Here is a 24,142-nt window from a genome sequence, read left to right on the forward strand (position 1 = left end):
CCGCGATCGTCCAGGCCGTCCTCGTCCTTCAGCACGCGGCGGAGGAACTGCCGATGTACACCGGCGTGCCGGTGCGGGCGCGGATGTCCTCGACGGTGACGGCAGGCGCGGTTTCCACCAGGGCGAGGCCGTCCGGGGTGACGTCGAGGACTCCGAGGTCGGTGATGATCCGGTCGACGCAGGTACGGCCGGTCAGCGGGAGCGTGCACTCGTCGACGATCTTCGGGGTGCCGTCCTTGGCGGTGTGCTCCATCAGGACGATGACCCGTCGGGCGCCGTGGACGAGGTCCATGGCGCCGCCCATGCCCTTGACCATCTTCCCGGGGATCATCCAGTTCGCCAGGTCACCGGTGGCGGAGACCTGCATGGCGCCCAGGACGGCGGTGTCGATGTGTCCGCCGCGGATCATGCCGAAGGACAGGGCGGAGTCGAAGAACGACGCTCCGGGCAGGACGGTGACGGTCTCTTTCCCGGCGTTGATCAGGTCCGGGTCGACCTCGTCCTCCGCCGGGTAGGGGCCGGTGCCGAGGATGCCGTTCTCGGAGTGCAGCACCACGTGCACGCCGGCCGGCACGTGGGCGGGGATGAGGGTGGGCAGGCCGATGCCGAGGTTCACGTACGAGCCGTCGGTCAGTTCGGCGGCGGCCCGGGCGGCCATCTGGTTGCGGTTCCAGGCCATCAGGCGCGCACCGTCCTCTTCTCGATCTGCTTGTCGGCGGCCTGGGCGGGGGTGAGGGGTACGACGTGCTGGACGAAGATGCCGGGCAGGTGGACCCGGTCGGGGTCGAGGTCGCCGGGCTCCACCAGCTCCTCCACCTCCGCGATCGTGATGCGGCCGGCCATCGCGGCCAGGGGGTTGAAGTTGGCGGCGGCGCGGCGGAAGACGAGGTTGCCGTGCCGGTCGCCGCGCCAGGCCCGGACGAGGGCGAAGCCGGTGGTGATGCCGTGCTCCAGGACGTGGGGCCGGCCCTCGTACTCGCGGGTCTCCTTGGCGGGGGAGGGGAGGGCGACGGTGCCTCCCCCGGACTCCGTCCGGGAGGTGCCCCCAGGGGCATAGCGCCAGGGCAGTCCGCCGTCGGCGACCTGGGTGCCGACACCGGCGGGGGTGTAGAAGGCGGGGATGCCGCAGCCGCCGGCCCGCAGGCGCTCGGCCAGCGTGCCCTGCGGGACGAGCTCGACCTCCAGTTCCCCGCTGAGGTACTGGCGGGCGAACTCCTTGTTCTCGCCGACGTACGAGCCGGTGACCCGGCTGATGCGTCCGGCCGCCAGCAGGATCCCCAGGCCCCGGCCGTCGGTGCCGCAGTTGTTGGAGACGACCTGGAGGCCGGTGGTGCCCTGGGCGTGCAGGGCACGGATCAGGGTCTCGGGGATGCCGTTGAGGCCGAAGCCGCCGACGGCGAGCGAGGCGCCGTCGGGGATGTCGGCGACGGCATCGGCGGGTTTCCGGATGAGCTTGTCCACGGTTCCGGGTGTCCTTTCAGGTGAGGGGGCCTGGCAGCACCGCGGACCAGCCGCCGTCGACGACGAGGTTGGCGGCGGAGATGTAGGCGGCTTCCGTGGAAGCGAGGAACACCGCCGCCGCGGCGATGTCCTGGGGGAGACCCAGGCGGCCGAGGGGTACGTGCCGGGCGGTGTCGCGCAGGGGATGGGTGTCCGCGAGCAGGTTGCCGCGTGAGCCTTCGGTGTTGATCAGCCCCGGGCTGACGCAGTTGGCACGGATCCCGTGAGCGGCGCCTTCCGCGGCGAGCTGACGGGTCAGGGCGATCACTCCCCCCTTCGCGGCGGAGTGAGCGGTGCGGTGGTTGCTCACCGAGCCGGTGAGGCCGGCGGTCGATCCGACGGTGACGACGCAGCCGCGGCTGCGGGTCAGGTGCGGCCACGCGGCGCGGACGGTGAGCCATACCGAGTCCAGTTCGGACTGCACGGTGGTCCTGTAGTCGGCGTAGGACTGCTCGGCCAGGGGGCCGAACCGCACCGTGCCGGCGTTGGTGAGGACGATGTCGATGCCACCGAACGCCTCGGCGGCCTCCGTCACCCACGCTTCGACGGATTCGGGACGCGTGACGTCCAGGGGACCGGGCGTGAGGGCGGTGCCTCCCTCCCGGCCGATCTGCCGCTGCGTCTCCAGGGCTTCTTCGTGCAGGAGGTCGCCGCCGACGACCAGGGCCCCTTCAGCGGCGAACCGCAGAGCCGCGGCCTTCCCGATACCGCGGGCCGTACCCGAGATCAGGGCGATCTTGCCCTCCAGCCGCCTCATCGCGCCACCCCGCCGAGGAGCGCGTCGGACCCGGACTTCACTCCGCCGTGCGAGGTGAGACCGCCGTCGACCGGTATCTCCGCGCCGGTGACGAACGACGAGTCGTCGCAGAGGAGGAAGACCACCAGAGGGGCCACCTCGTCGACCGTGCCCACACGGCCGAGCGGCGTCTCGCGGATGTTCGCCTCCCGGAAGACAGGTGCGGCCGAGGCCGTCATCTCCGTCTCGATGAATCCCGGGTGGATGGTGTTCACTCGGATCCCCCGCGGGCCGAGCTCCAGGGCGGCCGCTTTCGACAGTCCGCGCAGGGCCCACTTGCTCGTCGTGTACGCCACCGGGTAGTGGGCGGTCAGCGCGGCCGACGAGCCGACGTTCACGACGGACGAGCCCGGAGGCATCAGCGGAGCCAGGTGCTGGATGCCCAGGAGCGGGCCGTTCACGTTGACGGCGTGCACGCGGCTCATGTCCTCGGCGGTGACCTCGTCCAGCCGGGCCCGCCAGGTGATGCCGGCGTTGTTGACCAGGCCGTGCACGGCCCCGTAGGTGCTGCGGAGGAAGTCGGCCAGGTCCGCCCAGTCGTCGGCCAGGCTGACGTCGAGCCGGCGGACGCCTTCTCCGCCGTTCACGTCCGTGGCGACGACCGTGGCGCCCTCGCGCTTCAGGGCCGCCACCTCGGCGGCGCCCTGGCCGCGGGCGGCTCCCGTGACGACGACGACCTTGCCCGCCAGGCGCCCGCCGTTCACGGCCGCTCCCGGTCACGGCGCCGGCCCTTGGGCAGCGCGACGGGTTCGGCGCCCGGGACCACGCGGGCGGTGAGCGACCCGATGGCTTCCACGGTCAGGGTGACGGTGTCGCCGGGCTTGAGCGGCGGTGGGACCCGCTCGCCGCTCCGGCCCCACAGCTCGGCCAGGCAGCCGCCGTTGCCGCAGGTCCCGGAGCCCAGGACGTCGCCGGCGACGATCCGGGTGCCGCGCGAGGCGTAGGCGGTCATCTCCTCGAAGGTCCAGCTCATGTTGGACAGCAGGTCGGACCCGACCCGCTCGCCGTTGACCTCGGCCGTCAGGGCCAGCCGCAGGAAGCCGTCGCCGTCACGGTACGGATCCAGTTCATCGGCGGTCACCAGATACGGGCCCAGCGTCGTGGCGGTGTCCTTCCCCTTGCAGGGGCCGAGGCCGACCTTCATCTCGGCGGACTGCAGGTCCCGCGCGGACCAGTCGTTGAGCACGGTGTAACCGACGATGTGCTCCCGCGCCTGCTCCGGGGTGAGGTCGCGGCCCTCGCGGCCGATGACCGCGGCCACCTCCAGCTCGAAGTCCAGTACGGAAGAGCCCGGCGGCACAGGGACGTCGTCGTGGGGCCCGAAGACCGCGTGGGGGTTGGTGAAGTAGTAGGTGGGCGCCTCGTACCACTGGGCGGGCACGCCGGCCGCACCGTCCACCGACCGGCGCACGCCCTCGACGTGCTCCTCGAAGGTGACGAAGTCCCTGATCGAGGACGGCTGGAGCGGGGACAGCAGCCGGACCTCGGAGACGTGCGGTCCGGGCGGCACGTCCAGGGCCGCGGCTCCGGCGGCGAGCAGGCCCGGCAGGCCGTCGGTGTCGCGGATCAGGTCCGTGAGCGAGGTGACTCCGGGCAGCGGGAACAGCGTGCCGTCGTCCTCGACGACGGCGACACGGTTCCGGTGCCGGTATGCGTAAGCGGCGAAGCGCATGAGGCGGCTCCCATACGGAGGAACGGGGGACGGGACACGGGACACGGGACCGGGCCGTCCGGGACGGAGAGAAGGCCCGTTGCCGGCCTCCTTCGGGGCTCCGGTCCCGTGGACCGGAGCCGGGAACGCGGCGGTGGCGGTCAGGGCGGACATGCTCCGCCGCGTTCCCGGGGATCGGACGGCCGGGGGCCGGACCGGCGGACCGGCGGGCCGGGGATTGGGCGGCCGGTGGCCGGACCGGCGGGGCGCCGGCCGGCGGACTAGACCGGCGGGGCGACGAAGCAGCCGCGGTCGGGGTCGTTGAACGACTCCTTGGCGACGAGCTCGTTCATCGGGTTGGCGGTGCCCCACTGGTCGGTGACCTCGGGCTGCGAGAAGTCGTAGACGTGCGGGTGCCAGGTGTCCTCGTCGAGCTCCTCCAGCTCGGTGGTGTACTCGACGGTGTTGCCGTGCGGGTCGAGGAAGTACGTGAAGGTGTTGTCCCCGGCCATGTGCCGGCCCGGACCCCAGATCTTCGTGTGACCGGCCCGCAGGACCCGGCCCGTGCCGCGCATGTACTCGTCGATGCCGCGCATCTCGAAGGAGATGTGGTGCAGCGAGGTGTGCGGGCCCTTCGCCAACGCCATCGAGTGGTGCTGGGAGCTGATCCGCATGAAGTGCATGACCTCGCCCATGTGCGGCGAGCTGAGGGTGTCGGACAGCTTGAAACCGAGGTGCCGCTCGTACCAGGCGCGGGTGCGGTCCAGGTCGGGGGAGTTGAGCACCACGTGCGACAGCTTGACCGGGATCGACTCCTTCTCCTCGATCTTGCGGTGCTTGCGGACCGCCACGTCGGCGGAGACCTCGATCGTGCGGCCGTCGACGTCGAAGAACCGGAAGCCGTAGCCGCCGCCGGGGGTGTCGACCGCGCCGGGCCGCGAGATCAGCCGCACGCCGCCGGCGAGCAGCCGCTCGGCGAGGGTGTCGACGTCGGCCGCCGTGGCGGCGCCGTACGAGACGAGGTCGAGGCGCTTCTCGTCGGCCTTGCGCAGCCGGACCACGTACTGCTCGGGGCTGCCCTCGGCGGCGAGGAAGGAGATGCCGGAGTCCTCGGCGACCTTGGTCAGGCCCCACACGCCGGCGTAGAAGTCGAGCTGCTTGTCGTAGTCGGGCACGGCGAGGTCGACGTGCCGCAGATGGGTGAGCAGGCGGGTGTTCGTCATGGGAAGCCTCCTCAGGCGGGGGAGAGGTGGAGCAGGGCGGCGGCATTGGCACCGCGGACGGCGTGGAAGCCGGCCTCGGACAGGCCTGCCGTACGCAGGGTGCCGACGGGGTCCGCGGACCCCATGTCGAAGGGGAAGTCCGAGCCGAGCAGCACCCGGTCCGCTCCGGCCGCCTCCACCAGCGCCCGCAGCACGGCAGGGTCGTGGACGAGGGAGTCGAAGTACAGACGCTTCAGGTAGCTGCTGGGGAGCTCGGCGCAGCCGGCGGACGCGTCGGTCCTGGCCCGCCAGGCGTGGTCGCTGCGTCCGATGTGGGTGGGCAGGTAGCCGCCGCCGTGGGCCGCGACGACCTTCAGACCGGGGTGCCGGTCGAGGACGCCGGAGAAGATCAGGTGCGAAAGGGCGACGGCGTTCTCGGTGGGCTGGCCCACGGTGTTGGACAGGTACCAGCGGTCCAGGCGCTCGTCCAGCGTGCAGCCGAACGGGTGCAGGAACACGACCGCCCCCGTCTCCTCCGCGCGCGCCCACAGCGGCTCGTACGCCGGATCGGACAGTTCCCGGCCGGGCGCGTGACTGGAGATCTCCACCCCGGCGAGCCCCTGAGCCAGGGCGTGGTCCAGGGCGGCGACGGTCTGTGCCGGGTGCTGGAGCGGGACCAGCCCCAGCCCCTTCAGCCGGCCGGGCGCCGCCGCGCAGTGCGCGGCGGTCGCCTCGTTGGCCAGTCGGCAGACCTTCTCGGCCGTGTCCGCGTCCGCCCAGTAGTGGTAGTGCGACGGGGAGGGGCTGACGAGCTGGACGTCGATGCCCTGGGCGTCCATCCGGGCGAGCCGGACGGCGGGGTCGGTCAGGGCCGGGACGCGGTCGCGGACCATGGGGCCGTTGACGGCGAGGGCGTCGGGCCCGTTGCGGCGGGCGTCGAGCGCCCTGGCCTCGGCATGCCCGGGCAGGCCCGCGACGAGCGCGTCGATCTCGGGCAGCAGGACGTGGGCGTGGACGTCCACGGTGGGCGCGGACACGGGGGGCCCGGTGGCGGCGGACGGGGTCACGGCAGTTCCCTGAGCATGGTCATGGTGCGGGCCATCAGGCCGGGCACGTCGGCGTCGCGGACGCCGTCGAGCTGCCACCGGCCGATCTGGACGGACGCCTCCACGACCGGACGGACCCGGGCGATCCGCCGCTCGTAGTAGCCCTGGAGCAGTGCGTCGTCCCACTCGTCGGTCTCGGTGAGCATCTGTACGAGGACCCAGGAGTCCTCCAGCGACAGCGCGGCGCCCTGCGCCATCGTGGGCGGGCAGCAGTGCGCGGCGTCCCCGACGAGCACGACCCGCCCGCGGTGCCAGGCCCCTTCGACCAGCAGCCGGTCGAACCACGTGTAGTTGACCTTCGCCGGGTCGGTGATGGTGGCCGTGATCTCCGGCCACGCGCCTCCGTAGGCCGAGGCGAGGCGCACCATCTCCTCGGCGTAGGACTCAGGGGGTATGGAGGAGCGGTCGCGGTTCTTCTCCACGACGTACGCGTACAGGGTGCTGTCGCTGGTGGGGCAGTAGCCGGCGATGTACGCCGGGCCGCCGTAGGCGAGGTCGGTGTGCTGGACGCCGGCGGGGCGCGGGGCGGCGACGCGCCAGATGGCCATGCCGGTCGGCTCGGGCTTGTCGGTGATCCCGATCTGCGCGCGGGTGGCGGACCCCAGGCCGTCGGCGGCGATCACCAGGTCGTAGCGGTGCTCGCCGCCGTCGCTCAGGCGGACCGTGACGCCGGTGGCGTCCTGGTCCAGGACTGTGGCGGTGGTGCCCAGGCGGACGGTCGCGCCGCTCGCCCGGACGGCGTCGATCAGGATCTGCTGGAGCCGGGGGCGCTGCATGCCGACGGTGGCGGGCAGGTCGTCGCCACCGGTGCGCAGATCGCGCTGGACGTGCAGGACGGTGCCGTCGGGTGCGGTGATGCCGACCGATCCGAAGGGGAAACCGGACGCCTTCACCTCCTCCCAGACGCCGAGTTCGCGCAGGACGCGCAGGGCGTTGCCCTGGAGGGTGATGCCGGAGCCTGCGGTGGCGTTCCAGTCGTCCTTCGCCTCGACGAGGTCGACGTCGACCCCGGCGCGACGCAGCAGGATCGTGGCGGCGTTGCCGGCCGCTCCGCCGCCGACGACCAGGACTCTGCGGGGTGTGCTGCTCATGGGGAACTCCCTTGTTCCTCGGGCTTGTTCCTCGGGCTGGGTGGGTCCCGGGACTACTTGACGGCGACGGGGCTGACGGGGGATCCGACGGCGCCGGTGATGGGCAGGGGGGCCGCGGTGAGCCAGAACTCGTACACGCCGTCGGCCGCGCAGTCCTCGGCCAGCGCCTCGAAGTCCCACATCTCGCCGATCAGCAGGCCGATGTGCGGGATGACGACCTGGTGGAGCGGCTGGAAGGCGTGGTCGAACTCGTTGGGCCGCACCTCGAAGCCCCAGGTGTCGGTCGCGATCGCGGCGATCTCGCTGCGGTGCAGCCAGGACGCGGTGGTGAACGACAGGCCGGGGGCCGCGCCTCCGGCGTAGTCGCCCCAGCCGTCCCGCCGTACACGGGCGAGCTGCCCGGTCCGTACGAGGACGATGTCCCCGCGCCCGACCGTGACGCCGTGGGCCTCGGCGGCGGCCGTCAGGTGCTCCTCGGTGATCGCGAAACCGTCGGACAGCTCGCCGTCCTCGCCGGCCGTGCGGCCGACGTCGAGGAGCACGGCGCGTCCGGCGACGTGCGGGGCCATGTGCTCGATGCCGGTGACCAGGTCGCCCTCGGAGGTCACGACCTGCTCGGCGGGCCGGCCGTTCCACGCCTTGCCGTGGTCGAAGATGTGGCCGAGGCCGTCCCACTGGGTGGAGCACTGGAGCGGCATCGCGATCACGTCGTCGGCGCCGCCGATGCCGTGGGGGAACCCCTGGTTGCCCAGCGCCGCGTCCGTCCCCGTGTCCAGCATGGTGTGGACGGGGTTGGTGCGCCGCCGCCAGCCCTTCTGCGGACCGTTCATGTCGAAGCGCTGGGAGAGCGAGAAGCTGACGCCCCGCCGGACGAGCGCGGCGCCCTCGCGGCGCTTGGCCTCGTCCAGGAAGTTCACGGTGCCGAGGCGGTCGTCCTCGCCCCAGCGGCCCCAGTTGGAGCACTTCTCGGCGGCCCGGGCGATCGACCCCTCGGGATCGGTGCGGTTCACGCCTTCCCCTCCGCGACACATCGGGTGCGCTGGGTGCCCAGGCCGGTGATGGCGGACTCCATGACGTCGCCGTCGCGCAGCAGCCGGCCCCAGTGCATGCCGTTGCCGGCGGGGGAACCGGTGAGCACGAGGTCGCCGGGCAGGAGCTGTGCGCTCCGGGAGGCGTAGGCCACCATGCGGGCAACGCCGAAGATCATGTCCTCGGTGGACTCGTCCTGCATGACCTCGCCGTTGAGCTTCAGCGTCAGCCGCAGGTCGCGGGTGTCGCCGACGGACTCGGCCGGCACGATCCACGGACCGAGCGGGGTGAAGCCGGGGGCGTTCTTGCTGCGCAGCCAGTCCGTGCCGATCTGCGGCATGTCCCTGCGGAACACCGTCGCCCGGTCGGTCAGATCGTTGGCGATCGTGTAACCCGCGACGTACTCCAGAGCCTCTTCGACGGACACCTGGTACGCGGGCCGGCCGATCACCGCGGCGAGCTCCAGCTCCCAGTCCGGCTTCTCCGCCCACGCCGGAAGCGTGACGTCGTCGTACGGGCCGGTGACCGAGCTCGGGAGGCCGATGAACACGTACGGCAGGTCCTCGGCGGCCCGCCGGTCCATGATCTCCGCCGCCTCCGCGCGCCGCTCCTCCTCGGGACGCTCGTCGCCCGGCGCCCGGTGCGCGACGTGCAGGTCGATGACGTGCTGCCGGTAGTTGGCGCCCGACTGGAAGACCTGCCGCGGCTCGACGGGGGCAAGGACCCTGAAATCCGACAAGGGACGCCGGTCGGGCCCGGTTTCGGCGGCGAGCTCCCTCAGGCGGGGGAGTACCGCAGGCCACTCCTCCAGCAGGCCGCGCATCGTCAGCGCCGGGTCGGCCAGGGCCCCCCGCAGGTCGAGCACCTGCCCCTCACGGTCGACAAGGGCGGGGAAGGCAGGGCCGTCAGCGGCCGAGAGAGTGCCGAGGGCGAAAAGCCCGGCAAAAAGACCAGAAGCGGATACAGGTTTCACCGACATGTCCTCCTGATTGCGGTGGGACTAATCTGGACCCGCATCGCGCGATCAGGGAAATAGATTCCATGGATACGTGTAATCCATGGAACGAATAACAGCTGCTCGACCGTTCTTGAGGGGACTCGGCGTCTTGAATCTGGCCCGCTTGGATCTCAACCTCGTCGTCGCCCTGCGCGCCCTGCTCGAGGAACGCAACGTGACCAGGGCAGGGCAACGCGTCGGCCTCAGTCAGCCCGCGATGAGCGCCGCCCTGGCCAGGCTGCGCAGGCACTTCGACGACGAGCTTCTTTCCCGGTCGGGGAGCCAGTACGAACTCACCGCGCTCGGCCAGGTCCTCCTCGACCGCACCGCCACCGCCTACGACGTCCTCGAACGGCTCTTCACCAGCCAGGCCGCCTTCGACCCGGCCACCGAGACCCGGGAGTTCCGCCTCGTCTCCTCCGACTACGCCGTCGACGTCTTCGGTGTCGAACTCGCCCGCGCCGTGCACCAGGAGGCGCCGGGCATCCGCCTGCGCCTCACCCGCACCCCCGCCACCGTCGTCGACGACACCGAGAGTCTGCTCAGCGCCACCGACGGCCTGCTGATGCCCCACGGTGTCATCAGCGGCTTCCCCGCCACCGACCTCTACGACGACCGCTGGGTCTTCGTCGTCGCCGACGACCACCCCGACGTCGGGGACCGCCTGACCCGCCAGGACCTCGCCCGTCTGCCCTGGGTCACCTATCAGCGCACCTACGACGCCCCCGCGGTCCGCCAGCTCGGCATGCTCGGCATCGAACCGCGCGTCGAGGTCTCCGTCGACAGCTTCCACGCCCTGCCCGCTCTCGTCGCCGGCACCCGCCGCATCGCCCTCGTCCAGGCCCGCCTCGCCCACCGCCTCGCGCCCCTCGGCGGCGTACGCGTTCTCGAACCGCCCTACGAGGCCGTTCCCCTGCGCGAGGCCCTCTGGTGGCACCCGGTCCACACCCACGACGCCGCCCACGCCTGGCTCAGGGACATCGCGGCCGAGGTGGGTCGCCGCATGGCCGATACGCCTGTCTGAGGTCCGCCTTCCCGCTCCCGGAGGCGCCACGGGCAAGACGGCCCGCCTCGACCGGCGCGCATTCATCCGATGGATCGGACCCATCGGGAACGCGGATGACCCGGGGGATGGGCAGTTCGTTCATCGGCACGCATAGTCGAGGCACATCCACCCCGTCCGCACCCGCCCGGGCGCGTCGTCTCCGGCGGGGGACCCCGCCGTTGCCTTGGAGCGTCCTCATGTCCGCCCCCCTCGTACCGCCGCCCGCCGGTCTCGTCCGTGGCGCCGCGCCGGCCGGCCGCCTTCCCGCCGCCGTACTCATGACCGGCAGCTGTCTGCCCGTCCTCGGCGCGGTCCTGCTCGCCCCCGTGCTGCCCCGCATGCAGGACCACTTCGGCAGCGTGCCGGGAAGCGCGGCCCTGGTCCCCGTCGTGCTCACCGTCCCCGCGCTCGCCCTCGCCCTGCTCGCCCCCTTCGCCGGGATGATCGTCGACCGGCTCGGCCGCAAGCGCCTGCTCGTCGTCGCCACCGTCCTCTACGCCCTGTTCGGGACGACTCCCCTCTGGCTGGACTCCCTCCACGCCGTCCTGGTCAGCCGCGTCCTCGTGGGCGTCGCCGAAGCGGCGATCATGACCGCCTGCACCACCCTCATCGGCGACTACTACAGCGGCGAACTCCGCGACCGCTACCTGGCCCTGCAGACCATGTGTGCCTCCGCCTCCGCCACGCTCTTCTTCGTCCTCGGAGGAGCCCTGGGAGCCGCCGACTGGCGCGCCCCCTTCTGGCTCTACGCCGTCGGCCTGCTCATCGCCCCCGTCATGGCCCGCGTCCTTCCCGCACCCCTCCCGCCGCAGCCCGGATCCGAGGCGGAGGAACCGCTCCCGCGGCGCCCGTTCCCCGTCCGGCGCATGGCAGGAGTCTGTCTCCTCACGGTCTTCGGCGCCGTCGTCTTCTACACCGTCCCCGTCGAGATGGCCTATCTCCTGGACGACCTGGGGACCGACTCCCCCGGCGCCATCGGCGCCGTCACCGCCGTGGCCAGCGCCGCCACCGTCCTCGGCTCCGTCCTGTTCACCCGCCTCGCCCAGCACCACCGCCACCGCCTGCCCGCCCTGCTCGCACTGTGCGCCGCCGGCTTCCTGCTGATGGGTTTCGCCGACACCCTCCCCCTCCTGATCGCCGGAGCCGTCGTCAACTGCGTCGGCACCGGCCTGCTGCTGCCGTCACTGGTCACCCGCGCCATGTCCCTCCTGGACTTCGCCGACCGCGGTCGCGGCATGGGCCTGTGGACCGCGGCCTTCTTCCTCGGCGAATTCCTCTGCCCCCTGGTCCTGCTGGCCGGCAAGGAGCCGGCGGGCAGCCTCGCCTCCGCCGTCGCCCTCCTCGGCGTGGCCACCGCGGCCCTCGCCGCGGCGCTCATCCCGACCGCCCGCCGCCCCGCACTCACCGGCCCGCCCGGAAGCGTGCACCAGTGATCCCGACGAAACGCTGCGCAAGAAGACCACCACCCGCTGGGGTGAGGCGAAGCCGACGATTCGTTTCCACCGGCAGAGCACGTTCTCTAACTGATCGTTTCAGAATGCCGCCCTGCGAAGACGCTTGCGGCCCATGGAACAATCCCCTTCAACCACGGGCTCAGGGGGATGACGACGTATGGAACGGGTTGGGGACGCACGGGGGCTCGTGCTCGGCTACGTCGACGCTCTGAACGCAATCGACGCGGCCATGAGGGCGGCGATCCCTTCGCTTGAGCGACTCGCAGATGTCCTCGGCCTGGTCCGTTCGCACCGGATCATCAACCGGAGTGGGCAGGCCGGCACCTACTCCTACTCGGTGCATGGGGCCGGGTGCCGCTTCGTCAGCGACAACGGCACCGAGATCGATGTGGACTTCGCACCCGACGGGAGCGAGATCTTCGACCTCTGGCGGCTGCGCTGGTACGGGCTGAGCCTGCCGGAGCCTCTTGACGTCACGGATCAGGACCTGCGGACCGCCGTGCGGTCCCTGCAACCGCTTCTGACCGAGGTGCGACCGGGCTGGTTCAGTGTCGCCAGCTGATCGCTTCAGGACGAGGTGCGCAGGCGCCGCAGGCATATGAGGCTGCAGGCAAGTTCGAGCAGGCTCTGGTGGAGATCGGTGCGTCGTTCGTAGCGGGTGCGGAGCCGTTTGAACCGGTGCAGCCAGGCGAAGGCACGCTCGACGACCCAGCGCACCTTGCCCAGTCCTGAACCATGAGCGACCCCGCGTCGGGCGATCATCGGCTTGGTGCCGCGTTTCCACAGCAGGCGGCGGTACTTGTCGAAGTCGTAGCCCCGGTCGGCGTATAGCCGTCGGGGTCTGTGGTGGGGTCGTCGCAGTCCCCGGATCGACGGGACGGCGTCGAGGAGCGGCAGGAGCTGGGTGACGTCGTGCCGGTTGCCACCGGTGAGCGTGACGGCGAGCGGGGTTCCGTGGCGGTCGACGATCAGGTGGTGCTTGGAACCGGAACGCGCGCGGTCGACGGGCGAGGGGCCGACGTGATCCCCTCTTTGAGAGCCCGGACGTGGGACCCGTCCACGGAGCAGCCGTCCAGGCCCAGTAGGCCGGCGCGACGAAGCTCGGTCAGCAGGGCGGCGTGCAGGCGCGGCCAGACACCCGCCTCGGTCCAGTCCCGCAGTCGGCGCCAGGCCGTCACCCCGGAACAGCCCACTGCCTCCGCGGGAACGTCACGCCACGCGACACCGGCCCGCAGTACGTACATGCCGCCGGCGAGCGCCACTCGATCGGGAACCCGCAGCCGCCCCGGGTGGCGATGGCGCCGTTCGGGGGCGGGCGGCAGCAGCGGGGCCACCCGCTCCCACAGGCCATCCGAAACAAGATCAGCACGCAAGCCGGACACCCTGCCGACCAAGATCGCCGAGCGCAAGGCCCACGGCTCAACTCATTCTGAAACGATCAGTAACTGGCGAGCCCCCCTTCGAGGGCAGCGGCATCCGGAGCGGCGGCGTGGGCAGTGGCGTTCGGTGGGCTCGGCAGTGACGGTCTTCGCGATCAGGCGACAGATATCGCGCTCCGGCGCAGACCGGAGCCCCAGGTCGGGGCGCCGCACCACCCCCTTGAATCGAACAGGAATATGATTCCAGGGTGCGCGGGAACGACGTCCCGGACGGCTTCCCCGACGACCTGAAGAAGGCGCAGGCCGAGCTGCGCCGCGCACGCGCCGCCTACCGGGCCCTGTGCGAGTCCCTTCCGTGGTCCGTGGAGCCGGCGGCCGGGTGGCCCGGAGCCGAGCACCCCCACACCCACGAGATCACCGCCGGCCGTAAGGACAGCCCCGGCTACACCCCCGAGCAGGCCGTCCGGGAGAAGGAGCTGCTGGACCGGGTCCGGGAGCTGTCGATCGCGGTGTCCACCCACCCGTACTGGGACACGGTGGAGCGCGGACCGAAGCGGGTCGAGGAGCGCATGCGGCTGAAGAACCACCCTGCCGTCCTGGCCCTCCTCGACGACGCCGCCCCGGCAGCGTGAGACACCGGCGGACCGGCCATGGTGAGTGACCGGTCCACCCCCGGGCCGGTCACTCACCACAGCCGCCCGCCACTTACCACCGCGCTTACCACCGCAGGTCAGAGCCCTGCGGCGAAGTATCCAGAGCGGCTCACCACGTACTCGGCAGACGAAACGGACGTGCCGGGCCGAGGGCGGCCGTGCCGTAGCGGGCGATGGCTCCGGGTGGAGAAGGCCGGCCCGCCCGGCGCGCACGGCGTGCCGCTGCCGATGGTCGAGCAGGCCGCCGTGATGGATCTGGTGAGCGCCGGTACCGAAGTCGCCGCGCAGTGGCGGGCCGATCCGCAGGCGGCGGCCGCCCTGGTGCGCGAGCCGGCGGCCGGCGGCGAACTCTCCGTGGACGAGATCCTCGACGAGGCGGTTGACGCCGCGGTGCTGACCGGCCTGCCGGCGCTGTACGAGGCGCGCACCGCACCGGACCCGAGCGCAGCGGCCGAGTTCTGTCTGGACGCCGTCCCCCGCATCGCGCTCGCGGCCGCCCTGGCCTCAGCCGGCGTGGGCTGATCGCCAGAACACGCGCCGGTACAGAGCCAGGGCGCCAAGCCAGAAAGCCGGACGGGGCGCGCGGCGGCACAGACATGCGTTCCGGGAAGCCGTGGTAAGCGGCACTCACCATGGTGAGTTCGGCCTCCAACCTGATAGGTCGGCCCCCTGTTTTCCCAGGTGGACGGGCCTGCTGATAGGGGAACCTGATAGGAGCTCGGCCCGGACTTACCACGGGGCGGGGAGCGGGGGTGAGTTCATCGACGCGAACCGGAGCCGGCTCTTCGGCGAACTCGGGAGCCACCTTCCGAACCTCAAGACGGCAGCAGAAAGGGGTATCTGGCCAGCTCGGGCCGTTGCTGTCTGCGGGCAGGACCCGGCTGAGGTGGCTCCAAAACTCGGCGGAGAGGTGGCTCCCGTTGACCTTGATGAACTCACCCCTGGTCCGTCTGAGCCGTTCCCGAGAGCCGGCCCGGGCCCGGCGGAGGCGCGCCTGGAGTTCGTCCTCCCCTTCCACCTGTTCAACCGCGCGAGGCCGGAAAAGGAGGGGTGCTCCGGGCACGCCTACCGCAGCCCGCGGTAGGTCTGGCCGCGAGGAAGGTTTTCGGCCCGGGCCGTGGCCGGGACGGGCTATCCGACTACCGCAACGCATCCTTCAGTTGCATACCGAGGGCGCCGACTTCCTGCCAGGCGTCTACCGCAGCCGCCCGGATTCAGGAGGACCGTGATGTCTCTAGACCCCTATGCCGTTGTTCTGTTGGTGGTGCTGTGCACGGCGATCGTCTGCGCGACGGTCGTGTGTGTCGTGGCGCTGCTGCGCGCCGATCGGGCCGAGATCGCTTTGGTGGTCCGGGCGTTGCCGGAGCTCGCCGCGACGCTCGCGCGGCGCCGGCGCCGTTGACCGCCAGGCCGTGCGCCCGGACGTCTTGCTACCGCGCGCCGGTCGGCATCCGTCACCATGGGGTGGTCCTGGAGTCCGGCGTCTCGGGCCGCGGCTGCAAGAGGGCTCTGTCCGTACCCGCTCGTCAGGTCGTCCCGTGCGGTCGCGCGCGGGACGGGACCAGCCGGCCGTGGTAAGCGGCACTCACCATGGTGAGTTCGGCTTTCGACCTGATAGGTCCGACCCCTGTTTTCCCAGGTGGATGGGCCTGCTGATAGGGAACCTGATAGGCCTTCGGCCCGGACTCACCACGGGGTGGAGAGCGAGGTTGGCCGGCGGATCTGTCCGGTGCCTCGCCCCTGAGCGGCCTCCGGCCGGCCCTCCTCTCCACTGGGTTCATTCCACGCTTGTCCAACGCCTTCGCCTGGACCGAGGTGGCGGCAGCAGCCCGGGGGAGGGAGCGGCCGGCCCGTTCCGGTCCAGGGTCGCGGGGCGGTGGTTCCCCGTGACGGAGGTCGCGACGTCGTGCTCTGCGGAGGCCCCGGCGGCCGGCTCGCCCGTCCACCGGGCTGTCCTTTGACCGTCTGGGGCGTGACCGACCGGGGCGTGGTCGAGTTGGCCGGGTATGAGTCTCGACTTCCTCGGCCGTCCAGCCGCCCGCCAACACGATCACGGCCGTCTGCCGCTTGTGCTCGTAGATGGGCCCGACGCACTGGATCGCCACGCCCCTGCCCGACGTCCTCGCGGCCGTCAGTGTCCACGTCCGTGAGGAGCACCCGCACGCCGGGGCCCAGGAGTCGCGTCCGAAGCTGTTCGAGGGGTTCGTCCACGGGCTCACGGAGGAGACTCGGATCCGGGTGAATGCCGCGCGGGCGCTGGACCCGTACGGCACCGGCGAGGCGTGCCCGCCCGACTGCGCCTGCGGCCGGTAGCGGCTCGCGCCACCGAGGACGCCGGCCGCCCGCCTGTGCCGGAGGGCGGCAGGACCAGGTGGTCGGCGTGCGGCCTCGCCGGAGACCGCGCGGTCTGTCCTGGGCCTGCCCGGGCCGTTCTAGCGGGCAGGTTCCATGCCGGCGGGGCTGGAGTTCGGGAGGGTGCCCCTCACCTCAAATTGTGGTCTAATAGATATTAAGAGTGAGGGTGGGCAACCCCTCGTTCTGTGGGCTCGTGTTCCGGGCCCGGACGTTTCCCTTCACCATCGAGGAGAGCACCTCATGACCAGTGCCAGCGAGGCCCGTTCCCGGGCCCGCCGGGCCCGGGAGTACGCGGACCGGCTTGCCGCCGAAGCCGAGCAGCGCAGCGACCGCGCGTCCGGCATGTACGGCCGGTTCGAGCACGGGCAGCCCCTGCTCGTCGGCCACCACTCCTACCGGTCCGCCGTCCGCGCCCGCGCCCGCGCCGACGCCGCGGTCAGGCGCGCGGTCGAGGCCCGCGCTCAGGCCGGGCGTGCCCGGGACAAGGCGGCCCGTCTCCAGGCCGAGGCGGACATGGCCGGGCGTCTTCAGGGCCGCGGCCGCGCCTGGACGCCCGCCGACTTCCGCGCCGGCGACGTCGTCGAGGTCCGCGTCTCGCGTACCCGCACCGACCTCTACCGGGTCAAGCGGGTCAACAGGGCCTCGCTGACGCTCCAGGGGCCGGGCGGCGGTTTCGACGACCCGCGCCGCCCCTACGACCGGGTCCTGGCCCGGATCCGCGACGGGGTGCGCGTCACGGACCCCGCCACCCTGACCTGACCCACACCGTGGCCCGTCCCGTGCCCTGACGGGCGAAGCGCTCTGCGGGCCGGCCGCCGCGCGCGGCCGGCCCGGAAGGAGACATGAAAGTGGGCCCGGCGCACAAGGGCAACGGCGCCGGACCCGGTGTTCCCCTTCACGAGGAGACAACCCCATGCTAGACGACCCGCCCGGCCTCGACCCCGACCTGCCCCAGCCCTACGACGTGGTCTATCTGCGCCCCGGGAACCGGTTCGGTATCGACCCGGCCGTCCCGCTGAGTGTCGCCGACTTCGGTCCCGCCGATGACGTCTGGGAGCTGTACCACCAGGAGCAGCATCCCGGTTTCTGGGACTGGACCGCGGGCGCGAGCGCCGCTGACATCTCCATGGTCGTCCGCCACGGCACCCACAGCGCGCGATCATGGACCCTGCCCCAGCCTGCCGAGGAGAACCAGTGATCAGCATCGACGGCCGCGACGTGCTGTCGCGCCAGGACATCCACAACCGCTACGGCTACGCCATGAGCGCGCTGGAACGCTGGTGGGCCGCCCGCGAGACCAACGGCCACCCCGACCCGATCCCCACCAAGATCGGCGGTGTCATGTTCTGGGACGCCGAGGAATGGGAGGGGTGGGACCGGCGCCGGCTCAACCCCGAGGTGCCGGCGAACCTGCGCAGCCGTGACGACCTCATCCGGGAGCACCACGTCAGCCGGGCGAAGCTCGCCTCCCTGTGGGCTGATCGCGCCACCAACGGCCACCCGCCGGCCACCCGGATCGGCCGCACCCAGTACTGGGACGCCCAGGAGTGGGCCGACTGGTACGCCCGGCAGCAGGGTTCGGCCCGCTCGATCCGCACCGAAGTCGACGAGGAGGCCGCGGCGGGCGATCCCGAGGAACTGATCGGCTCCTCCGCCTTCGCGCGGATCCTCGGGCACCGTGACCACAGCTGGGTCGCCAAGGCCGTTGTGGCGCCGCCCCCGGGTTTCCCCGAGCCGGCCGACTGGGGCGACCCCGTCGCCCGCAAGCGTCCGAAGTGGCGCCGCGCAGATGCCGTCACCTACGCCACCACCCGCAAGGACATCACCGCCGCCCAGCCCGTCCGCCGCCGCCGCACCGGCAGCACCAACAGCCAGCCCTACCCCTACCACGGCGACCCCCGCCTGGCCCTCGCCCGCGAGGTCCTCGCCCAGCACCCCGACGCCACCCAGACCGAACTGATCGAACGCCTCAGCCGGCAGTCCGACCAGCCCACATCCCGCAGCTCCTGGCGCAACATCATCCTCACCGCCCGCGAACACCCCACCGACACCGACACCGGTGCCGGTCCGGACGCGGGGGAGTAGACCCATGGTGATCAGGTCGGTCGGCGAAGCGCTGGACCAGATGCTGGACAAGGTGTTCACCCGCAAGCCCCCGCGGTCCGCGGGCGCCCAGATGCGGTTCCTGGTCAAGCAGCTCAAGGGCACCCAGGCCGTCGCGCGGCTGCTGGGGATCTCCCAGCGCACCGTCGAGCGGTACGTGAAGGACCAGATCAAAAACCCCCGCCCCGCCCTCGCCGGGCGGATGGCCGGGGAAGTCCGCAAGCGGTGGCAGCCCAAGGTACGCGAGCGGGCGAAGCAGGCGGCCGGATGGCCGGGGAAGTCCGCAAGCGGTGGCAGCCCAAGGTACGCGAGCGGGCGAAGCAGGCGGCCGCGACCAGTCAGGGCCTGATGATCGACGTCCGCGCGAGCCTCGGCTACGCCGCCCCGGCCGGCACCACCGACGAGGCCCGCGAGCGCCACCTCACCCTCGGCCTGCCCCCGCACCACGCCGGACGGATCTTCGACGCCCAGGAACGCGGCGGTGAGCGGCAGATGCGCCAGGCGGTCGCCGACGCGCTGAAGGAGGTCTACTTCCAGCAGCGCGGCACCCGGGCGGCGAGCCTGGAGGAGGTCCGCATGCTCAACGTCGAGCACATCGAGTTCGACCTGTGACCAAGGCACACGCCGGCGGCGCCGGCAGTGGAAACGGCGCCGGGATTTCCCAGCGAATCTTCTGGACCGAAACGATTCGGATAGGGCCACGATGAGGATGAGAAAACTTTTGATCGCCGCCGTCGGGGTGGTGGCCGCGGGATGTGGGGCGGCCCTCGCCTTCGGGTGGGGTCCGTTCGCCCCCGGCACCATTACCGCGGACCGGCTGGCGGGAGCCTGGAAGGGCCCCGACGGGGAGTCCCTGGAGTTCCGCGAGGACGGAACGTTCTGCGCGGCCGGTTTCCCGATCGAGAGGTCCCCGGAACAGCGGGTCGACACCTGCGGCACGTGGTCGTTCAGCGACGACCACGGCACCGACCAGGGCATCGACCTGGACTTCACGAAGCCGTCGTACGCCATGATCGGCATGGTGCGGGTCTCCGGGCCCGAGGGCCGTGATGGCCTCTACGTCGAGTGGAACGTCGACGACGCATCCGATCGCCTGGAACTGCACAGAGCCTCCTGAGCCGGACCTGGACCCGGACCCGGAGCCGACGGCGATTCTGCCGTCGCCCCCCTTCCGGCGTCTCCGGCGCCGGGCAGACTACTGCCGAACATCTGCGCGCAGGCACACAGGGCTGGAAAGCCGTCTACCACCCCGACACCAAGAACGAGGGCGATACCTTCACCGAGTTCTGCCGGTCCACCGACCCCTGACCCGCGACCCCGCTTCCGAAGGAGACATGGGCCCGTGAGCACGACGATCCATCTGCGGGAGCACCAGAAGACCGGTCTGGACGCGATCCAGGCGTGGCTCGGCTGGCCCCACCTGCGGGTGCCGCGGCCGGCGGGGGAGCGGGCGACGTACGTCTCGGCGACCGGATCGGGCAAGACCATCACGGCCGCGGCCGCCGCCCGGCAGTTCTTCCCCGCGGGCCGGGTCCTGGTCATGGTCCCCACCCTCGACCTCCTCGCCCAGACCGCCGCCGCGTGGCGACGGGTCGGCCACACCGCCCCGATGGTCGCCGTCTGCTCCCTGGAGGGCGACGAGGCCCTCACCGAGCTCGGGGTGCGCACCACGACGAATCCGATCCAGCTCGCCCTGTGGGCCGGCAGCGGGCCGGTGGTGGTGTTCGCGACGTACGCCTCGCTCGTCGACCGCGACGACCCCGAGGACTTCACCGGCACCGCGAAGGTCCGCGGCCCGCTGGAGGCGGCGCTGGCGGGCGGGGTGCGGATGTACGGGCAGCGGATGGACGGTTTCGACCTGGCGGTGGTCGACGAGGCCCACGGCACGGCCGGCGACGCGGCCCGCCCATGGGCCGCGATCCACGACAACACCCGCATCCCCGCGGCTTTCCGCCTCTACATGACCGCCACCCCGCGGATCCTGGCAGCCCCCCGCCCCGGCGCCGACGGCGAAGAGACGCCGATCGTGTCGATGGTGAGCGACCCGGGCGGGGTCTACGGGGAGTGGATTCATGAGCTGGGTCTGGCGGAGGCGATCACCCGGGAGATCCTGGCCGGGTTCGAGATCGACGTCTTGGAGATCCGCGACCCCGACCCGATGCTCGTCCTTTCCGAGGAGGCGCTGCGCGGCCGCCGGCTCGCCCTGCTGCAGACCGCGCTGCTGGAGCATGCCGCCCGCCACAACCTCAAGACCGTCATGACCTTCCACCACCGCGTCGAGGAGGCCGAGGCGTTCGCCGCCCAGCTTCCCCGGACCGCGGCCGAGCTCTACGCGCACGAACCCAGCCTCGACGCGCTGGCCGCCGCGGAGAAGATGCCCGAATCGTCGATCGAGGCCCGCCTCTACGACCTCGACCCCGGCCGCCACGTCCCGCCCGGCCGGGTGTGGTCGGCGTGGCTGTGCGGCGAGCACAAGGTCACCGAGCGCCGCGAAGCGATCCGGCAGTTCGCCAACGGCATCGACGCCACCGGCCACCGCGTCCACCGCGCCTTCCTCGCCTCCGTCCGCGTCCTGGGCGAAGGCGTCGACATCACCGGCGAACGCGGCGTGCAGGCGGTCTGCTTCGCCGACACCCGCGGCTCCCAGGTCGAGATCGTCCAGAACATCGGCCGCGCCCTGCGCCCCGACCCCGACGGCACCGCCAAGACCGCCCGGATCCTCGTCCCTGTCTTCCTCCAGCCCGGCGAGGACCCCGAGGACATGGTCGCCTCCGCCTCCTACGAACCCCTCGTCGCCGTCCTGAACGGCCTGCGCGCCCACTCCGAACACCTCGTCGCCGACATCGCCTCCCGAGCCCTCTCCCGCCGCGAAGAACACCGCGCGATCCACATGCAGCGCGACGAGGACGGCAACATCGTCTCCGTCACCGGCGCCGAGCAGGACCAGGAGGGGGAGGCTGGCGAGGAGAGCGTGGCGCAGGCCGCCGGGTCCGCCCTGCTGCACTTCGCCGGCCCGCGCGACCCGGCCACCATCGCCGCCTTCCTGCGCACCCGCGTCTACCAGCCCGAGTCCCTGGTGTGGCTGGAGGGCTACCAGGCCCTGCGCCGCTGGCGCGCCGAACACAACATCGAGGGCCTGTACGCCGTCCCCTACGACACCGTGACGACCCTCGCCACCGCCGGCGGGATGAAGGAGTTCCCGCTGGGCCGCTGGGTCCACCAGCAGCGCAAGAGCCACCGTGCCGGCACTCTGGAGTCCCACCGCAAGACCCAGCTGGACGCCGAGGGCATGGTCTGGGAACCCGGCGACGAGGCATGGGAGACCAAGCTCGCCGCCCTGCGCTCCTACCACCGTGCCCACGGCCACCTCGCCCCCCGCCAGGACGCGGTATGGGGCGAGACCGACCAGGACACCATCGCGATCGGCCGGCTGATCGCCAACCTCCGCCGCCCAGGCGCCCTCGGCAAAGACCCCGACCGCGCCGCGACCCGCGCGGCACAGCTCGCCGAGATCGACCGCGACTGGAACTGCCCCTGGCCGCTGGACTGGCAGCGCCACCACCGCGTCCTGGCCCGCCTCGCCGCCGACGAACCCGACGGAAAGCTGCCCGACATCACCCCCGGCGTCGTCCACGACGGCGACGACCTCGGCCGCTGGATCACCCGCCAACGCCGCGCCTGGCCGGACCTCTGCGACGAACAGCGCGCCCGCCTGGCCGCCCTCGGCATCTCCCCGCCCGCCGAACCGGCACCCGCCACCCGGCAAGCGGCAAGGGAGGGGAAGATGCCGGCGGCCTTCCGCCGCGGCCTGGCCGCCCTCGCCCAGTTCACCACCCGCGAAGGCACCGGCGCCGTCCCCGCCCGCGGCCACACCGAGACCCTCCTCGTCGACGGCGAACAGCACGAGCACAAGCTCGGCATCTGGTACGCCAACACCAAACAGCGCCGCGACAAGCTCACCCCTGTCCAGCGCGCCGCGCTCGCCGACCTCGGCGTCACCTGGGCCTGAACGGCCCTGGCCGGCCCCGCCCGCACACGAACGACTGGCCGCGGCTGCGTGGCCCGCCACCCGGCCCTCCGCCTCTCCCGGCGGAGGACCGGCCCCGTTCCGGCTGCGGCACTCCGGCCGCTTCATCAGCCGGCCGCGCCAGCACGTGGAAGGCCTCCCACCGCAGTCAGGTGGGGGGCCTTCCACGTGCTGAGGGGCGTCCGTGGTCCCTCTCACGGGTGAACCTTCCCCTCGCGTACGCGTGCGCGGTTTGTGCGGTCCGTCTCCAACTCCCCCTGGAAATCCGGCTATTGACATGAACCGGGATGTTTCGTCATGTTTCGGGCGCAGCCCGGTGGTCGGGCCGTGATCCGAGAGGAGCGAGACATGCGTGAGACGTACGACGAGCAGCAGGCGGCGGGCCGGCTGCGGGTGTCGGTGGCGGCGTGGCGGTGGGCGACCGCCTCAGGTGTGGTTCCGGCCGCCGACGCCGGACCGGGCCTGTGGTCGCGGGCCGTGGTGGAGAGCGCGGACGCGGAGGCGGTCCGCGCGGCACTGCCGGGTCCGGCGGGCGCCTGGACAGCGGCGGAACAGCTGACCGCGGCGCTGGGTGACCCGCTGCCGCGCTGCCGGCCGCGGGTGACCCCGGCCGCGATCGGCCACCTCGTCCGCGCCGGTCTCCTCGCCTACCTCGGCGGTGACCCGGCCCACCCGGACGTGCACCCCGATCAGGTCGCCGCCCTCGCCCGCCGCCGGGACCTGCCCGCGCTCCTCGACCGCCACGTCCCCCTCGGCCCCGACCAGGCCGCCGTCCGCCTCGGCGTACGCCGCACCGACTTCGACCAGCTCGTTCGCCTCGGCTGGATCACCCCCACCGGCACGGTGGAGATCGACTACAAGCGCCACGGCGGTCTGACCACCGTCCCCCTGTACTCCGCCGAGGAGGTCGCCCTCCTGCCCGTCACCCGCCCCGCCGTCGACTGGCACGCCGTCCGCGCCACCCCCGCCGGCCACCGCTCACCCCTCGCCGCCCTCGACCCCACCGACCCGGCCGACGACGTGGTCCTCCTGGCGGAGGTCGCCCGGATCGCCGGGGTCGGCCGGCCCGCGGTGTTGAACTGGCGCCGCCGCCACCCCGACTTCCCCGCCCCCGTCGGCGGCGACGACGTCCACCCCACCTTCGCCCGGTCCGCTGTGGTGGCCTGGCTCCTCGACCACGACAAGATCGCCGTCCCGTCCACCGTCCCGACCGCGACCCTCCACCTGCGCCCCACCGGCGCCGCGCCCCGCCGGTTCCAGCTCTGGGACCCCTGGGTCGAGCTGAGCGACGACCCGGAGGGAGAGGACCGGCTCACCGGGTGGATGGCCGACGACGACGCCGACACCCTCGCCGTGCTCGCCGCCGCCGACGCCTCCGTCAGCCGACTGACCGCCCCCGGAACGGACCCGCTCGCCATCCCGGGCGACGTCCGCGTCATCGACCGATTCCACCCCGGATCAGGCGGACTGCGCGTCACCCTCGCCTGGCCCAGCCACCTGCGCGGCCACGCCGCCCGCACCCACGCCGGCGGACTCATCCACCACGCACTCCCCCACAGCGCCCCGGGCACCGACTGCCAGTGCGCACGGCAGAACTGCGGCGGCATCATCCCCACCCCCTACTGCCCCGAACACGGCCGCGCCGCCGAACCCGCCATGGAATGGCACCCCGCCGGCGGCATCCGCTGCGCCCGCCTCACCCACCCGACCCCCACCCCCGCCTGACGGCCTGTCCGCCCTGCCCGGGTCCTCTG

24 protein-coding genes and 1 pseudogene are annotated in these 24,142 nt (G+C 72.3%); 14 read left to right on the forward strand and 11 right to left on the reverse strand.

Annotated features, from left to right (window positions below; all coding sequences use genetic code 11):
• Positions 1–28: 28 nt before the first annotated feature.
• From AB0E83_RS16640 to AB0E83_RS16685, 10 genes are all read right to left on the reverse strand, one after another.
• Positions 29–679, reverse strand: a complete 651-nt coding sequence (locus AB0E83_RS16640; protein ID WP_362111350.1) for a CoA transferase subunit B — start codon at positions 677–679, stop codon at positions 29–31.
• Entirely contained in the window at positions 679–1,461 is a 783-nt protein-coding gene (locus AB0E83_RS16645; RefSeq protein ID WP_362111353.1) for a CoA transferase subunit A, read from the reverse strand. The genes AB0E83_RS16640 and AB0E83_RS16645 overlap by 1 nt, the downstream gene beginning before the upstream one ends.
• A 16-nt stretch (positions 1,462–1,477) precedes the next feature.
• Positions 1,478–2,257 (reverse strand): SDR family NAD(P)-dependent oxidoreductase, encoded by a 780-nt coding sequence (locus AB0E83_RS16650; RefSeq protein ID WP_362111356.1) that lies wholly within the window; start codon positions 2,255–2,257, stop codon positions 1,478–1,480.
• A complete protein-coding gene (locus AB0E83_RS16655; RefSeq protein ID WP_362111359.1) occupies positions 2,254–3,000 on the reverse strand; it encodes an SDR family oxidoreductase in 747 nt (248 codons plus the stop codon). Before AB0E83_RS16655 ends, AB0E83_RS16650 begins: the two co-directional genes overlap by 4 nt.
• Positions 2,997–3,968 (reverse strand): fumarylacetoacetate hydrolase family protein, encoded by a 972-nt coding sequence (locus AB0E83_RS16660; RefSeq protein ID WP_362111362.1) that lies wholly within the window; start codon positions 3,966–3,968, stop codon positions 2,997–2,999. The genes AB0E83_RS16655 and AB0E83_RS16660 overlap by 4 nt, the downstream gene beginning before the upstream one ends.
• A 260-nt stretch (positions 3,969–4,228) precedes the next feature.
• Positions 4,229–5,170 carry a VOC family protein gene (locus tag AB0E83_RS16665; protein WP_362111365.1) on the reverse strand — a complete coding sequence of 314 codons (942 nt, stop codon included), beginning with the start codon at positions 5,168–5,170 and terminating at the stop codon, positions 4,229–4,231.
• Between the two features lie 11 nt (positions 5,171–5,181).
• Positions 5,182–6,186 carry an amidohydrolase family protein gene (locus AB0E83_RS16670; RefSeq protein WP_362111434.1) on the reverse strand — a complete coding sequence of 335 codons (1,005 nt, stop codon included), beginning with the start codon at positions 6,184–6,186 and terminating at the stop codon, positions 5,182–5,184.
• A gap of 26 nt (positions 6,187–6,212) precedes the next feature.
• Positions 6,213–7,346 (reverse strand): FAD-dependent oxidoreductase, encoded by a 1,134-nt coding sequence (locus AB0E83_RS16675; protein WP_362111368.1) that lies wholly within the window; start codon positions 7,344–7,346, stop codon positions 6,213–6,215.
• A 53-nt stretch (positions 7,347–7,399) separates the two neighbouring features.
• Positions 7,400–8,356: a cyclase family protein gene (locus AB0E83_RS16680; protein ID WP_362111371.1), complete on the reverse strand. Its 957-nt coding sequence runs from the start codon at positions 8,354–8,356 to the stop codon at positions 7,400–7,402.
• On the reverse strand, positions 8,353–9,354 hold the full coding sequence (locus AB0E83_RS16685) for a fumarylacetoacetate hydrolase family protein (protein ID WP_362111374.1): 1,002 nt from the start codon (positions 9,352–9,354) through the stop codon (positions 8,353–8,355). Before AB0E83_RS16685 ends, AB0E83_RS16680 begins: the two co-directional genes overlap by 4 nt.
• 127 nt (positions 9,355–9,481) lie before the next feature.
• Here AB0E83_RS16685 and AB0E83_RS16690 point away from each other — a divergent pair, with 127 nt between their 5' ends.
• The 3 genes from AB0E83_RS16690 (at position 9,482) to AB0E83_RS16700 (ending at position 12,433) form a co-directional block, all read left to right on the forward strand.
• On the forward strand, positions 9,482–10,396 hold the full coding sequence (locus tag AB0E83_RS16690) for a LysR family transcriptional regulator (RefSeq protein ID WP_362111377.1): 915 nt from the start codon (positions 9,482–9,484) through the stop codon (positions 10,394–10,396).
• Positions 10,397–10,695: 299 nt separating this feature from the next.
• Positions 10,696–11,850, forward strand: coding sequence for an MFS transporter (locus AB0E83_RS16695; RefSeq protein ID WP_362111437.1), 1,155 nt, complete (start codon positions 10,696–10,698; stop codon positions 11,848–11,850).
• 208 nt (positions 11,851–12,058) lie between these two features.
• Positions 12,059–12,433, forward strand: a complete 375-nt coding sequence (locus tag AB0E83_RS16700) for a hypothetical protein (protein ID WP_362111380.1) — start codon at positions 12,059–12,061, stop codon at positions 12,431–12,433.
• 5 nt (positions 12,434–12,438) lie between these two features.
• Here AB0E83_RS16700 and AB0E83_RS16705 read toward each other — a convergent pair.
• Positions 12,439–13,244 (reverse strand): IS5 family transposase gene (locus AB0E83_RS16705; protein WP_362111383.1). Its coding sequence is split into 2 segments (ribosomal slippage): positions 12,439–12,905 and positions 12,905–13,244, totalling 807 coding nucleotides; the frame shifts between segments, so codons are not numbered across the junction.
• Between the two features lie 254 nt (positions 13,245–13,498).
• On the opposite strand from AB0E83_RS16705, the gene AB0E83_RS16710 reads away from it, so the two are divergent.
• The 11 genes and pseudogenes from AB0E83_RS16710 (at position 13,499) to AB0E83_RS16760 (ending at position 24,113) form a co-directional block, all read left to right on the forward strand.
• Positions 13,499–13,882: a hypothetical protein gene (locus AB0E83_RS16710; RefSeq protein WP_362111386.1), complete on the forward strand. Its 384-nt coding sequence runs from the start codon at positions 13,499–13,501 to the stop codon at positions 13,880–13,882.
• 204 nt (positions 13,883–14,086) lie between these two features.
• On the forward strand, positions 14,087–14,425 hold the full coding sequence (locus AB0E83_RS16715; protein WP_362111389.1) for a hypothetical protein: 339 nt from the start codon (positions 14,087–14,089) through the stop codon (positions 14,423–14,425).
• Positions 14,426–15,131: 706 nt separating this feature from the next.
• Positions 15,132–15,305 carry a hypothetical protein gene (locus AB0E83_RS16720; RefSeq protein WP_362111392.1) on the forward strand — a complete coding sequence of 58 codons (174 nt, stop codon included), beginning with the start codon at positions 15,132–15,134 and terminating at the stop codon, positions 15,303–15,305.
• A gap of 677 nt (positions 15,306–15,982) precedes the next feature.
• Positions 15,983–16,216: a hypothetical protein gene (locus tag AB0E83_RS16725; protein ID WP_362111395.1), complete on the forward strand. Its 234-nt coding sequence runs from the start codon at positions 15,983–15,985 to the stop codon at positions 16,214–16,216.
• Positions 16,217–16,498: 282 nt separating this feature from the next.
• Positions 16,499–17,017, forward strand: a complete 519-nt coding sequence (locus AB0E83_RS16730; protein WP_362111398.1) for a DUF3560 domain-containing protein — start codon at positions 16,499–16,501, stop codon at positions 17,015–17,017.
• A gap of 154 nt (positions 17,018–17,171) precedes the next feature.
• Complete coding sequence (locus tag AB0E83_RS16735; protein ID WP_362111401.1) at positions 17,172–17,456, forward strand: DUF6211 family protein; 285 nt, start codon at positions 17,172–17,174, stop codon at positions 17,454–17,456.
• Positions 17,453–18,343 (forward strand): hypothetical protein, encoded by an 891-nt coding sequence (locus AB0E83_RS16740; RefSeq protein ID WP_362111404.1) that lies wholly within the window; start codon positions 17,453–17,455, stop codon positions 18,341–18,343. Before AB0E83_RS16735 ends, AB0E83_RS16740 begins: the two co-directional genes overlap by 4 nt.
• Positions 18,344–18,353: 10 nt before the next feature.
• Positions 18,354–18,973, forward strand: a pseudogene (locus AB0E83_RS16745) (XRE family transcriptional regulator).
• A gap of 97 nt (positions 18,974–19,070) precedes the next feature.
• Entirely contained in the window at positions 19,071–19,478 is a 408-nt protein-coding gene (locus AB0E83_RS16750) for a hypothetical protein (protein ID WP_362111407.1), read from the forward strand.
• A gap of 225 nt (positions 19,479–19,703) precedes the next feature.
• Positions 19,704–22,370: a Helicase associated domain protein gene (locus AB0E83_RS16755; protein WP_362111410.1), complete on the forward strand. Its 2,667-nt coding sequence runs from the start codon at positions 19,704–19,706 to the stop codon at positions 22,368–22,370.
• A 366-nt stretch (positions 22,371–22,736) separates the two neighbouring features.
• On the forward strand, positions 22,737–24,113 hold the full coding sequence (locus tag AB0E83_RS16760) for a hypothetical protein (RefSeq protein ID WP_362111442.1): 1,377 nt from the start codon (positions 22,737–22,739) through the stop codon (positions 24,111–24,113).
• Positions 24,114–24,142 lie beyond the last annotated feature (29 nt).

This window comes from Streptomyces sp. NPDC035033, assembly GCF_040636735.1.
Lineage (GTDB): Bacteria > Actinomycetota > Actinomycetes > Streptomycetales > Streptomycetaceae > Streptomyces.

What these genes read in the sequence shown, in the direction of transcription:
- AB0E83_RS16735 (WP_362111401.1), top strand. Translation starts at nt 17,172, where the DNA reads ATGCTAGACGACCCGCCCGGCCTCGACCCCGACCTGCCCCAGCCCTAC.
- AB0E83_RS16675 (WP_362111368.1), bottom strand. Translation starts at nt 7,346, where the DNA reads ATGAGCAGCACACCCCGCAGAGTCCTGGTCGTCGGCGGCGGAGCGGCC.
- AB0E83_RS16665 (WP_362111365.1), bottom strand. Translation starts at nt 5,170, where the DNA reads ATGACGAACACCCGCCTGCTCACCCATCTGCGGCACGTCGACCTCGCC.
- AB0E83_RS16640 (WP_362111350.1), bottom strand. Translation starts at nt 679, where the DNA reads ATGGCCTGGAACCGCAACCAGATGGCCGCCCGGGCCGCCGCCGAACTG.
- AB0E83_RS16685 (WP_362111374.1), bottom strand. Translation starts at nt 9,354, where the DNA reads ATGTCGGTGAAACCTGTATCCGCTTCTGGTCTTTTTGCCGGGCTTTTC.
- AB0E83_RS16730 (WP_362111398.1), top strand. Translation starts at nt 16,499, where the DNA reads ATGACCAGTGCCAGCGAGGCCCGTTCCCGGGCCCGCCGGGCCCGGGAG.
- AB0E83_RS16725 (WP_362111395.1), top strand. Translation starts at nt 15,983, where the DNA reads ATGGGCCCGACGCACTGGATCGCCACGCCCCTGCCCGACGTCCTCGCG.
- AB0E83_RS16660 (WP_362111362.1), bottom strand. Translation starts at nt 3,968, where the DNA reads ATGCGCTTCGCCGCTTACGCATACCGGCACCGGAACCGTGTCGCCGTC.
- AB0E83_RS16650 (WP_362111356.1), bottom strand. Translation starts at nt 2,257, where the DNA reads ATGAGGCGGCTGGAGGGCAAGATCGCCCTGATCTCGGGTACGGCCCGC.
- AB0E83_RS16695 (WP_362111437.1), top strand. Translation starts at nt 10,696, where the DNA reads ATGACCGGCAGCTGTCTGCCCGTCCTCGGCGCGGTCCTGCTCGCCCCC.
- AB0E83_RS16750 (WP_362111407.1), top strand. Translation starts at nt 19,071, where the DNA reads ATGAGAAAACTTTTGATCGCCGCCGTCGGGGTGGTGGCCGCGGGATGT.
- AB0E83_RS16720 (WP_362111392.1), top strand. Translation starts at nt 15,132, where the DNA reads ATGTCTCTAGACCCCTATGCCGTTGTTCTGTTGGTGGTGCTGTGCACG.
- AB0E83_RS16760 (WP_362111442.1), top strand. Translation starts at nt 22,737, where the DNA reads ATGCGTGAGACGTACGACGAGCAGCAGGCGGCGGGCCGGCTGCGGGTG.